Annotated in this window: 13 protein-coding genes; 12 read left to right on the top strand and 1 reads right to left on the bottom strand. The window is 66.8% G+C overall.

Features of this window, described 5'->3' with window-relative positions; genetic code table 11:
• Window positions 1–32: 32 nt before the first annotated feature.
• Window positions 33–1,274 (bottom strand): efflux RND transporter periplasmic adaptor subunit, encoded by a 1,242-nt coding sequence (locus tag AC13GI_RS16565; RefSeq protein ID WP_099820446.1) that lies wholly within the window; start codon window positions 1,272–1,274, stop codon window positions 33–35.
• A gap of 186 nt (window positions 1,275–1,460) precedes the next feature.
• Between AC13GI_RS16565 and AC13GI_RS16570 the strand changes: the two genes are divergently transcribed.
• From AC13GI_RS16570 to AC13GI_RS16625, 12 genes are all read left to right on the top strand, one after another.
• Entirely contained in the window at window positions 1,461–2,780 is a 1,320-nt protein-coding gene (locus tag AC13GI_RS16570) for a M20 family metallopeptidase (protein ID WP_482996860.1), read from the top strand.
• 599 nt (window positions 2,781–3,379) lie between these two features.
• On the top strand, window positions 3,380–4,198 hold the full coding sequence (gene queF / locus AC13GI_RS16575) for an NADPH-dependent 7-cyano-7-deazaguanine reductase QueF (RefSeq protein ID WP_099820447.1): 819 nt from the start codon (window positions 3,380–3,382) through the stop codon (window positions 4,196–4,198).
• Between the two features lie 200 nt (window positions 4,199–4,398).
• Window positions 4,399–4,692: a LysM peptidoglycan-binding domain-containing protein gene (locus tag AC13GI_RS16580; RefSeq protein WP_093818171.1), complete on the top strand. Its 294-nt coding sequence runs from the start codon at window positions 4,399–4,401 to the stop codon at window positions 4,690–4,692.
• Window positions 4,693–4,739: 47 nt separating this feature from the next.
• Window positions 4,740–5,243: a hypothetical protein gene (locus AC13GI_RS16585; RefSeq protein ID WP_099820448.1), complete on the top strand. Its 504-nt coding sequence runs from the start codon at window positions 4,740–4,742 to the stop codon at window positions 5,241–5,243.
• Window positions 5,244–5,642: 399 nt separating this feature from the next.
• On the top strand, window positions 5,643–7,865 hold the full coding sequence (locus AC13GI_RS16590) for an NADP-dependent isocitrate dehydrogenase (RefSeq protein WP_099820449.1): 2,223 nt from the start codon (window positions 5,643–5,645) through the stop codon (window positions 7,863–7,865).
• Window positions 7,866–8,192: 327 nt separating this feature from the next.
• Window positions 8,193–9,140 (top strand): hypothetical protein, encoded by a 948-nt coding sequence (locus tag AC13GI_RS16595; protein ID WP_099820450.1) that lies wholly within the window; start codon window positions 8,193–8,195, stop codon window positions 9,138–9,140.
• Entirely contained in the window at window positions 9,133–9,681 is a 549-nt protein-coding gene (locus tag AC13GI_RS16600) for a GTP-binding protein (protein ID WP_025878599.1), read from the top strand. The genes AC13GI_RS16595 and AC13GI_RS16600 overlap by 8 nt, the downstream gene beginning before the upstream one ends.
• Entirely contained in the window at window positions 9,674–10,090 is a 417-nt protein-coding gene (locus AC13GI_RS16605; RefSeq protein WP_099820451.1) for a roadblock/LC7 domain-containing protein, read from the top strand. The genes AC13GI_RS16600 and AC13GI_RS16605 overlap by 8 nt, the downstream gene beginning before the upstream one ends.
• 52 nt (window positions 10,091–10,142) lie before the next feature.
• A complete protein-coding gene (locus AC13GI_RS16610) occupies window positions 10,143–10,502 on the top strand; it encodes a hypothetical protein (protein WP_089237314.1) in 360 nt (119 codons plus the stop codon).
• A 114-nt stretch (window positions 10,503–10,616) separates the two neighbouring features.
• On the top strand, window positions 10,617–12,347 hold the full coding sequence (gene aceK, locus AC13GI_RS16615; protein ID WP_482996861.1) for a bifunctional isocitrate dehydrogenase kinase/phosphatase: 1,731 nt from the start codon (window positions 10,617–10,619) through the stop codon (window positions 12,345–12,347).
• 63 nt (window positions 12,348–12,410) lie between these two features.
• The gene (locus AC13GI_RS16620) at window positions 12,411–13,304 is read left to right on the top strand and encodes an energy transducer TonB (protein WP_380652925.1); all 894 of its coding nucleotides are present in this window, start codon (window positions 12,411–12,413) and stop codon (window positions 13,302–13,304) included.
• 76 nt (window positions 13,305–13,380) lie between these two features.
• Window positions 13,381–14,256, top strand: coding sequence for an energy transducer TonB (locus AC13GI_RS16625; protein WP_482996862.1), 876 nt, complete (start codon window positions 13,381–13,383; stop codon window positions 14,254–14,256).
• Window position 14,257: the final 1 nt, after the last annotated feature.

The raw sequence follows: 14,257 nt of genomic DNA on the forward strand, positions 1-14,257 counted from the left end.
ATGCCGGCGCGAAGGGAAAGGGTGGCCTGCGCTCAGCGCGGACCACCACCACGACGGCCGCTGCCGCCACTTTTCTGTTCGGCGGCCTTCAGTTCGGCCTCGGTCGGCGCGGCCGGCGTCTCGCCCGGTTTCAGCGCGGTCACCTTGCTGCCCGGCTTCAGGCGGAACTGGCCTTCGCTGACCACGCGCTCGCCGCCCTTCAGGCCTTCGGCGATCTGCACCTGGCTGTCGCCCACTTCCACGCCGCTGCGCACGGTCTGCATCTTCACCGTGTTGTCGCCCTGCACAACGTAGACGTACTCGCCATCGGGGCCACGCAGCACCGCCTGGGTGGGGATCACCACGCCGCCGCCGATGGTGCGCAACTGCATGCGCACATTGACGAACTGGCCCGGCCACAGGCCGTTGTCGGTGTTGTCGAACACCGCGCGCGCCTTGAAGGTGCCGCTGTCGGCACTGATCAGGTTGTCGACCACGTCCAGCTTGCCGTCGCCGCTGAGCACGTGCGAATCGGCGCGGTCCAGTGCTGCAACCGGCACGCTGCCGGCGGCCTGCGCCTGGCGCACGTCGCCGAGCTGGCGCTCGGGCAGGTTGAACAGCACGTGGATCGGATGGATCTGGGTCAGGGTGACCAGTGCGGTGCCGGCGTTGACCACATTGCCGGCGTCGACCGCGCGGATGCCGGCGATGCCGGTGATCGGGGCGGTGACCTTGGTGTACTGCAGCTGCACCTGCGCCGAGCGCATGCTCGCTTCATTGGCGGCGACTGCGCTTTCGTACTGTGCCACCTGGTTTCGTTGTGTATCCAGATCGGTCTTGGCCACGAACTGGCGGTACTCCGGCGCGTTCGAGCGCTGGTAGTTCGAGCGCGCGGTGGCCAGCAGGGCCTCGTTCTGGCGCTTGGAGGCGACGGCCTGGTCATAGCTGGCCTGGGCGGTGCGCGGGTCGATCACCGCCAGCACGTCGCCCTTCTTCACTTCCTGGCCTTCGCGGAAATTGAGGCTCATCAGCTGGCCGCCCACCTGCGGGCTGACGGTCACGGTGTTCATCGCGGTTACCGTGCCCAGCGCGCTGGCATACACCGGCACGTCCTGGCGTGCGGCATCGATCACGGTCACCGGCACCGGGCCGGCATCGGGATCCTCACCGCCCTGGCGGGCACCGGCTTCCTGCCCAGCGGCCTTGTCCTTGCCGCCACCGAGTACGCGCAGGCCAACCACGGCCAGCACCAGTACCGCCACGACCAGCAGCACGATCTTCCAAACACGTGACATTCAAGACTCCAAGAGGGCTGGACGGGGTGGCACCCCGGGTGGCAATGCGCAAAGCATACCTGTGGCCCACCGGGTTTCCTGCATGACGGATGGGACGGGCGCTCAGACCGGTGGGCGACGGTGGAGGTTCCCGTGGCGACGAGGTTGCCCTACATTCAGGTGCAGACCCCTTCCGTGGAGATCGAGATGCGCCGTTCGTTGCTGCTGTCCGCCCTGCTGCTGGCCCTGCCGGCCCTTGCCCATGCCGAGGACGCCCAGCGCCCGGAAGTGACCGCCGCCGCGCAGCGCCTGCAGGCCAAGGTGGTTGAATGGCGACGCGATTTCCACCAGCACCCGGAGCTGTCCAACCGCGAGGAGCGCACCTCCGCCGAGGTCGCCAAGCGCCTGCGTGCGATGGGCCTGAAGCCGAAGACCGGCATCGCCCACCACGGCGTGGTGGCGATCATCGAAGGCGGCAAGCCCGGCCCGAAGATCGCCCTGCGTGCGGACATGGACGCACTGCCGGTGACCGAGCAGACCGGCCTGCCGTTCGCCTCCAAGGCCACCGCGCAGTACCGCGGGCAGACCGTAGGCGTGATGCATGCGTGTGGCCATGACGCACACACCGCCACCCTGCTGGGCGTGGCCGAAGCGCTGGTGGCGATGAAGAAGGACCTGCCGGGCCAAGTGATGCTGATCTTCCAGCCGTCCGAGGAAGGTGCGCCGCCGCCGGAAGAGGGCGGTGCCGCGCTGATGTTGAAGGAAGGCCTGTTTGCCGACTTCAAGCCGGAAGCCGTGTTCGGCCTGCATGTGTTCTCCAGCGTGCAGGCAGGTCAGATCGCGGTGCGCGGTGGCCCGCTGATGGCCGCGTCCGATCGTTTCGGCATCAAGGTGATCGGCCGGCAGACGCATGGCTCGGCACCGTGGAACGGCGTCGACCCGATCGTGGCCACTGCCGATCTGATCGGCACCGCACAGACCATCGTCAGCCGCCGCGCCAACCTCTCCAAGCAGCCGGCGGTGCTGACCTTCGGCGCGATCAACGGCGGCATCCGCTACAACATCATTCCCGATGAAGTGGAGATGGTCGGCACCATCCGCACCTTCGACGAGGGCATGCGCCAGCAGATCTTCGCCGACCTGCGCAACGTGGCCGAGCACACGGCTGCCGCGCATGGCGCCAAGGCGGTGACCGACATCTACGAATTGGAAGGCAACCCGGCCACGGTGAACGACCCGGCGTTGACCGCGAAGATGCTGCCAAGCCTGCAGGCGGTGGTGGGCAAGGACAATGTGTACGAGCCGCCGCTGCAGATGGGCGCGGAGGATTTCTCGCTGTACGCCAAGGAAGTGCCGGGCATGTTCTTCTTTGTCGGCTCGACCAGCGTGGGCATCGACCCGGCGACGGCGCCGGCCAATCATTCGCCGAAGTTCCTGCTGGATGAGAAGGCGCTGGATGTCGGATTCCGCGCGCTGCTGCAGGTGAGCCTGGATTATCTGCATGGTGCCGGCACCCCGGCGGGGTGAGGGTTGCAGGCAGGGCTTGCAGCCCTGCACCCGCCGAGGCAGCGGCAACAGCAGGAGCAACGGCAAAAGCTGGCTATTCGTGGGATGGCGGGGTGGATCCGGTTGCGGGGGACGCCGTAAACCCATCCCTGGGGGCTTGGCCGCGGCATCCATGCCGCGGACACCCCCGCAACCGGACCCACCCCGCCTTCGACAGATTTCCGCGATCTGTCGGAACAGCGTTCTGTGCTGCTTCTGGTGGGTGTCGACCTTGGTCGACACGGTAGATCCACGCCACGCGTGGATGGCAGACGTCATGAATGTCTGAAGGATCGGCTTTTGATCCTGCTTTTGATTTTGATTTTTCTGATCTTTCCCGTGGCGGCCGCCGCGCGCAGGAAACTGTCAGAGGCCGGGCGGGGAGGCTGGGCAGGGGCGTGAGCCGCATGGATGCGGCGACCGAGCTTACATGGACGTACTTGCAGCGCCCCCTGCCCAGCCTCCCCGCCCGGCCAACCCCAGAATCCCGGCTGTACGCGACCAACCCACCCACCACGGAGGGGCTCCGCCGTTGGCCGACCCGGCCGAAGGCCCGCTCCACGCGCGATACAATAAGCACCATGAACACCCCACAGGATTCCAGCCTCGGTCGCGAGGTCAGTTACCCGTCGCAGTACGATCCCGGCCTGCTGTTTCCCATCCCCCGCGTCGGCGCCCGCGCCGAGATCGGCCTCGACGAGGCCGCGCTGCCGTTCGTCGGCCACGACCGCTGGCACGCCTTCGAGCTGAGCTGGCTCGACCCGCGTGGCAAACCGCAGGTCGCCGTCGCCACCGTGCAGGTGCCGTGCACCTCGCCGCGGCTGATCGAGTCGAAGTCGTTCAAGCTGTACCTGAACTCGCTCAACAGCACCCGCCTGGACAGTGCCGATGCCCTGCGCGAGCGCCTCGTCGCCGATCTGTCGGCCTGCGCCGGTGCCCCGGTCCAGGTCACGTTCGGGCTGCCGGCGCTGCGCGAGTCGCCGCTGGGCGAGTTGATTGATGGCCTTGATGTGGACATCGACTGCTATGGCCCGCCGCAGGCGGACTATCTGTCGGCCGACGCCGACGTGCTGGTGGAGGAGACCCTGGTCTCGGCCCTGCTGAAGTCCAACTGCCCGGTCACCGGCCAGCCGGACTGGGCCACCGTCAGCCTGCGCTATCGCGGCCCGCAGATCGATCGTGCCGGCCTGCTGCGCTACCTGGTCAGCTACCGCGAGCACGCCGAGTTCCATGAGCAGTGCGTCGAGCGCATCTTCAGCGAAGTGTCCGCGCGCTGCCGGCCGCAGTGGCTGGAAGTGGAAGCCCGCTATACCCGTCGCGGTGGCCTGGACATCAACCCGTGGCGCGCCAGCCCCGGCATCGCCGCCCCGGCCGCGACCTACCGCGAACTGCGGCAATAAGCGTCGCCGGGCATGGCCCGGCGCTACCGTGGGGCCGCACTGTGACGGGTAGCGCCGGGCCATGCCCGGCGAGCCCAGCAGCGGCGTTCCGCCTCGATTGTTCAGCCACCCCGGGGGCGGCTTCACATCGGCACCATCCCCATTTAACAACCTCTATGACACCGTGCCAGCCATGTAGTCATACAGACGGGAGTGTGTGGATGAGTACCGAGAAGAAAGCCGATTTCTCCGGCGTCAGTGGCAGCGTCGACAGTACCGCCCAGCAGGTCCCCAAGGCGGACTTTTCCGGCGTCAGTGCCTCGGTGGACAGTACCGCCGAGGTGGCCAGCGGTGGCACCTACACCGTGCAGAAGGGGGATTCGCTGTCGAAGATCGCCAAGCAGCACCTGGGCGATGCCAACGCCTGGAAGAAGATCTTCGAAGCCAACCGCGACGTGCTCGACGACCCGGACAAGATCTTCCCGGGCCAGACCCTGAAACTGCCGCCGAAGTAATACCGGCGATCCAATCGCCGTCCGACAATCCCTGGGAGGAACCCCGAATGATCAAGACGACCCCGCTTCAGAATGCCCTGCTGGCCGCGCTGCTGGGCAGTGTCGCCCTGGTGGGCTGCAAGAAGAAGGAAGAAACCGCAGACAACAACGCGGCTCCGGCGGCAACCACGCCGGCCGAAGCGCCCGCTCCGATGACCGGCGCGCCGCCGCCGATGGCTGCATCGGCCGTTGCTGTGTCCGCCGTCACTGTCGGCAAGTCTGCCGCTGCTGACAAGTCGGTGGCCACTGCCGCCCTGTTCGCGCCGAAGGACGATGTCATCGTCTCGGTGAAGACCGATGGCGCGGCCAACAATGTCACCGTTGGCGCCAAGCTGACCTTCCAGGATGGCCAGGTGGCCGGTGAGCAGAACGCGACCCTGAACACCAGCGGTGCAGAGACCACCAACATCACCTTCAAGAATGCCAATGGCTGGCCGGCCGGCAAGTACCGCGCCGAAGTCATGGTCGATGGTAAGGCGGCCGGAACGCCGCAGGAGTTCGAGGTCAAGTAAGTCCCGCCGACTCTCTCCCGGTTGGACTCACGATGGACGCAGCCGCGAGGCTGCGTCCTTTTTTGTTTGTGGCTTTTGCGCGAAGGCTCCATCCACGCATGGCGTGGATCTACCGGAGACCGGCACGCGGCATCTCCATCCACGCATGGCGTGGATCTACTGACGCCCGGCACGTGGTGCATCCGTCCACGCCATGCGTGGATGGATCACAGCGTTGCCTGGGCGCAGTACCGCCGCGTATGGCGCGGCTTTGCCCCGCGCGGCTGAAAACGCGACAATGCAGGGGTTTCTCCGGCGCGCGCCCACCCTGACGGCGGCGGAGGAAAGCGACACGGTTGCACGTGGCCCGGCGCTGGCGCCGGCCTTCCCCTGAGCACTGCTACAGAGTCCAAGTCCCCCATGTCCAAGATCCTCTACACGCTGACCGACGAAGCACCGTTCCTGGCCACCCAGTCGCTGCTGCCGATCGTCGACGCCTATACCTCCACCGCCGGCATCGCCGTGGAAACCCGTGACATCTCGCTGTCCGGCCGCATCCTGTCGCTGTTCCCGGAACTGCTGAGCGATGCGCAGAAGGTCAACGATGACCTGGCCGAGCTGGGCCAGCTGGCGACCACCCCCGACGCCAACATCATCAAGCTGCCGAACATCTCCGCCTCGGTGCCGCAGCTGAAGGCAGCCATCAAGGAACTGCAGGACCAGGGTTATCCGCTGCCGGATTATCCGGAAACCCCGGCTGACGACCAGCAGCGCGACTACAAGGCGCGCTACGACAAGGTCAAGGGCAGCGCGGTGAACCCGGTACTGCGCGAAGGCAACTCCGACCGGCGCGCGCCGCTGTCGGTGAAGAACTACGCCCGCAAGCATCCGCACCGCATGGGCGCCTGGGCGTCCGATTCGAAGTCGCACGTCGCGCACATGGCCGCTGGTGATTTCTACGGCAGCGAGAAGTCGGCCACGCTGGCCAACGCCGGTTCGCTGAAGATCACCTTCCACGGCAAGGACGGCAGCACCGTCGTGCTGAAGGAAAAGACCGCGGTCAAGGCCGGCGAGATCGTCGACGCCGCGGTGATGAGCCGCAAGGCACTGGCTGCTTTCATCGGCGAGCAGATTGCCGATGCCAAGGCCCAGGGCGTGCTGTTCTCGCTGCACCTGAAGGCGACCATGATGAAGGTCTCCGACCCGATCATGTTCGGCGTGGCGGTCAACGAGTTCTACAAGGACGTGCTGGCCAAGCACGCCGACGTGCTCAAGCAGGCCGGTTTCGATGCCAACAACGGCATCGGTGACCTGGCCGCGCGCCTGCCGTCGCTGCCCGAAGCCACCCGCACCGCCATCGAAGCCGACCTGGCTGCCGAGTACGCACAGCGCCCGGGCGTGGCCATGGTCAACTCGGACAAGGGCATCACCAACCTGCACGTGCCGAGCGACGTGATCGTCGACGCCTCGATGCCGGCGATGATCCGCGACTCCGGCAAGATGTGGAACGCCGAAGGCAAGCTGCAGGACACCAAGGCGGTCATTCCGGACCGCTGCTACGCCGGCGTGTACCAGGCCGTCATCGACGACTGCAAGGCCAACGGTGCCTTCAATCCGGCCACCATGGGCTCGGTGCCCAACGTCGGCCTGATGGCGCAGAAGGCTGAAGAGTACGGTTCGCACGACAAGACCTTCCAGATCGCTGCCGACGGCGTGGTCAAGGTCACCGACGACGCCGGCACCGTGGTGTTCGAACACGCCGTGGAAGCGGGCGACATCTGGCGCATGTGCCAGACCAAGGACGCGCCGATCCAGGACTGGGTCAAGCTGGCCGTCGAACGCGCCCGCCTGAGCAGCACCCCGGCCGTGTTCTGGCTGGACGCCGCCCGTGCCCACGACGCGCAGGTCATCGCCAAGGTCGAGACGTACCTGAAGGACCACGACACCAACGGCCTGGACATCCGCATCCTGCCGCCGGTGGAAGCGACCGCGTTCTCGCTGGCCCGCATCCGCAAGGGCGAGGACACCATTTCGGTGACCGGCAACGTGCTGCGCGATTACCTCACCGACCTGTTCCCGATCATGGAGCTGGGCACCAGCGCCAAGATGCTGTCGATCGTGCCGCTGATGGCCGGTGGTGGCCTGTTCGAGACCGGCGCAGGTGGTTCGGCCCCGAAGCACGTGCAGCAGTTCGTCGAAGAGGACTACCTGCGCTGGGATTCGCTGGGTGAATTCCTGGCCCTGGCCGCGTCGCTGGAGCACCTCGGCAATCGTTACGACAACGCCGCTGCGCGCGTGCTGGCCAAGGCACTGGACGAGGCCAACGGCCAGTTCCTGGACAACGACAAGTCGCCGTCGCGCAAGCTGGGTGGCATCGACAACCGCGGCAGCCACTTCTACATCGCGCTGTACTGGGCACAGGCGCTGGCTGCGCAGAACGAAGACGCTGCACTGCAGGCACGCTTCGCTCCGCTGGCCAAGGCACTGGCCGACAACGAGCAGAAGATCGTTGACGAGCTGATCGCGGTGCAGGGCAAGGCCGTGGACATCGGTGGCTACTACCGTCCGGACGTGGCCAAGGCCGCTGCCGCGATGCGTCCGAGTGCGACCTTCAATGCTGCGCTGGAGCAGCTGCGCGGCTGATCCATCGCTGTCCGGTCGTGACCTTGAAACCCGCGCTTCGGCGCGGGTTTCTTTTTTGCGGGCCGGGGTCAGATCCCTGTGCACCGCAGAGGGATCTGACCCCGCCCGTGGCGTAGGTCCACTCGGGCCCGGAACCGTGAAATCCGTCGTCTGTCGGAATGCCGTCAACACGGCATGAAACTTGCCCGCGATGGCCGTCGCAGAACGGATGCGTGCGTGTTTGCCACTGCCACCAATATGAGCAGTCGATCACGACGATGGCGGCAAGCCATGGCCTAGCCTTTGCGATGCGAGACCGCCGGGGAGGTGGTCGCACGGGGAACACGGATGGCACGCGTGCTCGTAGTGGGAACCGATATCCAGGGCGAACAGGCCCTGCTGCAACGACTGCGGTTGGCCTCGGCGCTGCCCGACGGGCAGATCCGCCGCAGCCAGGACCTGGACGACTGCGACCTGCTGGTGATCCGCGATACGCCGGCGCTGCGCAACGCGGCACTGCGCATGCGCCAGCAGCGCCCGCGGCTGCACTGCTGGATCGAAGACCTCGGTGGGCAGTTGCGCGAGGGCGATGGCGGCCAGCACGTGCTGGATGATGGCGCGATAGGACGGGCACTGCGCGGCATGCAGGCTGGTACCGAAGCGACACCGATTCGTCTCGCTGACGGCGCGCATGCGATCACTCGTCTGCTGCGCGAGCGGCTGCCCTTGCGGCAGGGCCAGGCGCTGTTGGGCGAGGGCGCAGAGCCGTTGCTGCTGCTGGATCTGGAACAGGACCAGGCGGTGCTGCTGCACGAGCCGGCCACGGTGCTGGTGGAGCGGCTGGCACAGGGCTTCGAGCAGCTGTATCTGGATGCGCTGCAGCCGGCGCAGTTGCAGGCGCTGGCCGGGGATCGCACGCGACTGCCGCTGCGTCCGCTGCTGTGGCAATGGGCGCAGCGCAGCCGCCACTGGCAGGCGTTGGATGAGCGCCTGCGCGGCGCCTCGGTGAAGCTGCTGCGCTGGCCGGATTTCCGCGTGCTCGGCCACGATCACGATGGCTTCCGTCTGTGTTCGCTGCTGCTCAAGCGTGCCTGCACGGTGGACGAATGCGCGATGCTGCTGGATCTTCCCGCCGCCGCCGTACGCGATTTCATCCACGCCGCCTACCTGTGCGGTTATGCACAGCTGCAGGTTGCGCCTGCCGCACCGCTGGCGGGCGCACGTGCCAGCACTGCCGACACCGGCCTGCTCGCACGCCTGTGGCGCACGCTGCGCGGGAGTGACCGCGATGCGTGAGCACAAGGTGGTGGTGCTCGGTGGCATGGGCAGCGGCAAATCGACCTTGGTACGCAGCATCGCCGCTGGGGCGGTGGTCGATACCGATGTAGCCAACAGCGACCGCGCGGGGGCGGACAAGGCGTCGACCACGGTGGCGCTGGACTACGCCGATATCGACCTGCCCAACGGTGAGAGGCTGCGCCTGTATGGCACGCCCGGCCAGCAGCGCTTTGATTTCCTGTGGCCGATCCTGCTGCAGGGCGCACGCGGTGCCGTGCTGCTGCTGGATGCGCGCCGGGCCGGGGTGGCCGCTGAACTGGACGCCTACCTGCAGGTGCTGCGCCCGTTCGGTCCGGCTTTGGCCCTGGTGGTGGCGGTGACCCATCTTGACCAAGTGCCGGCAGCGGCACTGGATGACTGGGCCGAGCGCGCCCGTCTCGATGGCCAGCCGCTGCCGTTGCTGGCGGTGGACGCCCGTGATCGCGAACAAGGACTGCTGCTGATGGACGTACTGATGAGCGAAATGGAAGCGCATGCACTGGTGGCCGCACATGGCTGATGGACAAGGCGCGCCGTTGCCCGACGCCCACCAGCGTGAGCGCCTGCAGCCGTTGCTGCAGGACCTGCAGCAGCGGGTGGAAGGGGTTCGGACCGTGGTGCTGGCCAGCGTTGATGGCTTTGCCCTGGTCAGCGCCGGTGCGGAAGGGCGCGGCGAGCGACTGGCGGCGATGACCAGCGCGATGCTGGCCCTGGCCGCGGCGGTGGGGCGCGAGCTGGCACTGGGCGATCTGCAGACGCTGATGCTGGAGGCCGCCGGCGGCAAGGTGCTGATGCTGGCCATCCAGGCCGAAGGGCGGGCACCGCTGCTGCTGATGGCGGCCTGCGACCAGCGCAGCGTGATCGGCCAGGTGCTGTGGCAGAGCAGGGAATGTGGCCAGGCGATCCTGGCCGAACTCAGCGGATCGTGAGCCCGGCCGCAGGGGAACGAGGGGCTCGAACCAACATTGAGAGGGGTGCAACGTGGCTGGATTGAATGATTCGTTGACTGCACTGATGGGTATCGATGGCGCGCAGGCCGTGGCGCTGGTCGACTACGAGAGCGGCATGCTGCTGGGCGAAGCCGGTTCGGGCATGGACATGGAAGTGGCTGCGGCCGGCAATACCGAAGTGATCCGCGCGAAGATGAAAACCGCCGCCTCGCTGAACCTCAACGATGGCATCGAGGACATCCTGATCTCGCTCGGCAAGGCGTACCACATCATGCGCCCGGTGGCGAAGAAGAAGGGCCTGTTCTTCTACATCGTGCTGGACCGGGCCAAGTCCAACCTCGCCCTGGCGCGGCGCAAGGTGCAGGACGTGGAGGCCGAACTGGCGATCTGAGCCGGGCGCATGGCGGTGGGGCCGAAGGCTGCCGCAGGAGCAGCGGCCTTCGGCTCTACACAAGCCACCCCACGCCAGCGTATGGTGGCATCGGTTCTCCGTCGTGAGCCGTACATGCCGCCCGCTGTCATTTCCGCCGAACTTGCACCGCGCATCGCTGATGCCATCCGTGATGGCTTCGAGGACTACCATGCGCGATTCGCCGCGATCTCGGCGCGTGCCCGCGTGCGTTTCCAGCAGCGTGACTGGGCGGCGGCACGTCATGATGCGGTAGAGCGCATTGCCCTGTACGACCAGTGCATCGCCGAGCAGATGGATGCGCTGCGTCGGCTGGCCGGTGACGCCATCAGCGAACGCGCGCTGTGGCTGCAGGTGCACGCGCGCTACAGCGCCCTGCTGCAGGGCCTGATCGATGCCGAGCTGTACAAGACCTTCTACAACACCCTGTCGCGACGCCTGTTCGCCATCCGCGGCGTGGACCCGGACGTGGAGTTCATCGCCTTCGATGTCGAGCCCTCCGATGCAATCACTCATCCGGTGGCGCGGCATACCTATGCCGTTTCGCCGACGCGGCCGGTGGAGGCGCTGCAGCGGGTGCTGGGCGACTACCGCTTCGACGTTCCGTATGCGCACCAGCTGCGCTGTGCTGCCGCCATCGCCGTGCGCCTGCAGGACGATCTGGCGCACTGGGGTGACACGCCGGTGCGCAGCATCGAACTGCTCGATACCGTGTTCTACCGCGAGCGTCGCGCCTATCTGGTCGGACGCGTGTTCGGCGAACACCGTTTCTCGCCGTGCGTGATCGCGCTGGTCAACGACGATCAGGGTCTGCGCGCCGATGCCGTGCTGACCCGGCGCCGCGATGTCGCCCATCTGTTCGGTGTGTCGCGCAGCTATTTCCAGGCCGACTTGGCCACCGTTGGCGATGCGGTGGTGTTCCTGCGCAGCCTGTTGCCGGGCAAGCCGATCGACGAAATCTACACCGTGCTCGGACGTGCCAAGCAGGGCAAGACCGAGCGCTACCGGACGTTCTTCCGCCACTTCAATGAACACCCGAACGAGCGCCTGGCGCATGCCGAAGGCACGCCGGGCATGGTCATGGCGGTGTTCACCCTGCCCAGCTATCCGCTGGTGTTCAAGCTGATCCGCGATCGCTTCGCCTGGCCCAAGGCGATGTCGCGGCAGCAGGTGGAGGAAAAGTACGCGCTGGTGTTCAACCTCGATCGCGTCGGTCGCCTGCTCGATGCACAGCCCTACCGGCACCTGCGTTTCCCGCGCGGACGCTTTGCCCCTGCGTTGCTGGACGAACTGTTGCAGCAGTGTGCGCAGAGCGTGCGCGTGGATGGCGACGAGGTGGAGATCGCGTTGTGCTACGTGCAGCGCCGCTTCCGGCCACTGAACCTCTACCTGCGCGAGCAGGCCGGCGAGGCCGTGCTCGCAGCCGTACTCGACTACGCGCAGGCAATCACCGACATGGCGCGCAACAACATCTTCCCCGGTGACATGCTGCCGAAGAACTTCGGCGTGTCGCGCCACGGCCGTGCCGTGTTCTACGACTACGACGAGTTGTGCCTGGTCAGCGACTGCGTATTCCGCGCCTGGCCCACGCCAGGCTCACCGGAAGAAGCGATGGCCGATGAGCCCTGGTTTCATGTCGGTCCACGCGATGTGTTCCCTGAGCGGTTCGGGCCGTTCATGGGCTTGCCGGCGCAGGAGCTGGCAGCGGTGCGCGAGCACTACCGGCATCTGTTCGATCCCGCCTGGTGGCAGGGGCTGCAGGCGCGCTTTGCGGACGGTGATTATCCGGACACGCCACCCTATTCGGCTGCGCAGCGGTTGGCGTGATCGGCTGTGCCGATGGCGCGGAACTCCGGTAATCTCGGCACTTTCATCACCAAGGATCGGGCCATGATGCGTTCTCCCCTGTTTCTCGCCTTCGCGCTTGCGATCGGCACGGCGGGCTCCCTGCTCAGCACCGATGCCGCAGCGCAGAGCACGCGCGCGGTGCGTGCCACCGCCGAAGCCAGCATGGTCTTGACCGGCAACATCGATGTCGCCGCAGATGGCGCGGTCTCCGGCCTGGTGCTCGACCAGCGGGCATCGATCACGCCTGCCATCGCTGCGTTCGTGGACGGCACGATCCGCAAGTGGCAGTTCGAACCCACCCTGGTGGACGGCAGGCCCGTGGCAAAACATGCGCCGTTGCGCGTGCGTCTGCTGGGCCGGCCCGGGGCCGACGGCAACACGGAAGTGCGCATGACCAGCGTGGACTTCAGCGAATATGACGACAAGGCCACCGACGCGGTGACTGCCGAGCAGATGCGGCCTCCGCGCTATCCGGAAGCGGCTTTCCGCGTCGGCGCACAGGGCGAGGTGATGCTGCTGGTCAAGGTCGAGCGCGGCGGTGCGGTTGCCGATGTCGTCGCCGAACAGGTGAACATGGGCGTGGTCGCACCCGAACACGTAATGAAGAAGATGCGCGACATGCTGGCCAAGGCCAGCATCAGCGAGGCCCGCAAGTGGACGTTCACGCCGCCGACCTCCGGTGAGGACAAAGGCCTGGCGTTCTGGACCGTGCGCGTGCCGGTCACCTTCGCGCTGAGCGAGACGGGCAGCAGGCAACCGCCCAGCCCCTACGGGCGCTGGCAGGCCTACATCCCCGGCCCGCGCCAGCAGGCCCCGTGGCGCACCACCGGGGATGCCGCGCAGGTCGGCAGTGACCTGTTGCCGGCCGGCGGCGTGTACATGGTCGACGGCGCCACCCGCGGGCTGCGTCTGTTGACCCCGCTTGCCGAGCAGTGATGTCGGCCAACCGACCCCAGGTTGCATAGGCCCGGGCGTCAGACTTCATCGTTTTCATGCACAAGGAGTGGCTGTGATGCGTTCTTCTCTTTTCCTGGCGTTGGCCCTTGCCGTGGGTGGCGGTGCCGCCCTGGTCGATACCGCCGCTGCGCAGACCGCGCGCGAGGTACGCAAGCAGGCCGAGGCCAGCATGACCCTCAGCGGCGTCATCGACATCGGCCGCGAAGGCCAGGTTGAAATGTTCCAGCTCGACAGTCGCGAAAAAGTCGATGCGGGTATTGCCGGCTTCGTGGACAACGCCGTGCAGGGCTGGCGTTTCGAACCGGTGCTGGTCGATGGCAAGCCCGTACAGGCACGCACTGCGGTGCGCCTGCGGCTGATCGCCGACAACCCGGACGAAGGCAGCATGCGTGTGCGCCTGGTCGATGCCAATTTCAGCAAAGCAGGTGGCGAGCGTGAGGTCAGCACCGACAAGGTGACCAGCAACGGACTGCGCGCGCCGGAGTACCCACCGATGGCGGTGACGATGCAGGGCGAGGGCACGGTCATGCTGCTGGTCAAGGTCGGCCGTGATGGCAGGGTGGCTGATGTGATCGCCGAGCAGACCAATCTGACCGTGATTGGCACCGCGCGCGCGATGAACCAGCTACGCGATATCCTGGCCAAGGCCAGCGTCCGGAATGCGAAACGTTGGACGTTCACCCCACCCACCACTGGCGAGGCGAAGGATCGCGACTTCTGGACCGTGCGCGTACCGGTGCGCTACGCCTTCGAGGATTCGCGCGAGCGCTACGGCCGCTGGTCCGCCTACATCCCCGGCCCGCGCCAGCGGGCACCGTGGAAGACCGGTGAGGACGCCCTGGTCGCCGGAACCGATCTGCTGCCCGAAGGCGGTGTGTACATGGTCGGACGCGCGCAGGAAGGCCCGCGCCTGCTCACCCCGCTGGGCTGAT

Source organism: Stenotrophomonas sp. 82F1 (assembly GCF_056861525.1).

Bases quoted from the DNA above. Each gene is read 5' to 3' on its own strand.
- AC13GI_RS16580 (WP_093818171.1), top strand. From the start codon at position 4,399: ATGAGTACCGAGAAGAAAGCCGATTTCTCCGGCGTCAGTGGCAGCGTC.
- AC13GI_RS16625 (WP_482996862.1), top strand. From the start codon at position 13,381: ATGCGTTCTTCTCTTTTCCTGGCGTTGGCCCTTGCCGTGGGTGGCGGT.
- AC13GI_RS16590 (WP_099820449.1), top strand. From the start codon at position 5,643: ATGTCCAAGATCCTCTACACGCTGACCGACGAAGCACCGTTCCTGGCC.
- queF (WP_099820447.1), top strand. From the start codon at position 3,380: ATGAACACCCCACAGGATTCCAGCCTCGGTCGCGAGGTCAGTTACCCG.
- AC13GI_RS16565 (WP_099820446.1), bottom strand. From the start codon at position 1,274: ATGTCACGTGTTTGGAAGATCGTGCTGCTGGTCGTGGCGGTACTGGTG.
- AC13GI_RS16605 (WP_099820451.1), top strand. From the start codon at position 9,674: ATGGCTGATGGACAAGGCGCGCCGTTGCCCGACGCCCACCAGCGTGAG.
- AC13GI_RS16620 (WP_380652925.1), top strand. From the start codon at position 12,411: ATGATGCGTTCTCCCCTGTTTCTCGCCTTCGCGCTTGCGATCGGCACG.
- AC13GI_RS16595 (WP_099820450.1), top strand. From the start codon at position 8,193: ATGGCACGCGTGCTCGTAGTGGGAACCGATATCCAGGGCGAACAGGCC.
- AC13GI_RS16570 (WP_482996860.1), top strand. From the start codon at position 1,461: ATGCGCCGTTCGTTGCTGCTGTCCGCCCTGCTGCTGGCCCTGCCGGCC.
- aceK (WP_482996861.1), top strand. From the start codon at position 10,617: ATGCCGCCCGCTGTCATTTCCGCCGAACTTGCACCGCGCATCGCTGAT.
- AC13GI_RS16600 (WP_025878599.1), top strand. From the start codon at position 9,133: ATGCGTGAGCACAAGGTGGTGGTGCTCGGTGGCATGGGCAGCGGCAAA.
- AC13GI_RS16585 (WP_099820448.1), top strand. From the start codon at position 4,740: ATGATCAAGACGACCCCGCTTCAGAATGCCCTGCTGGCCGCGCTGCTG.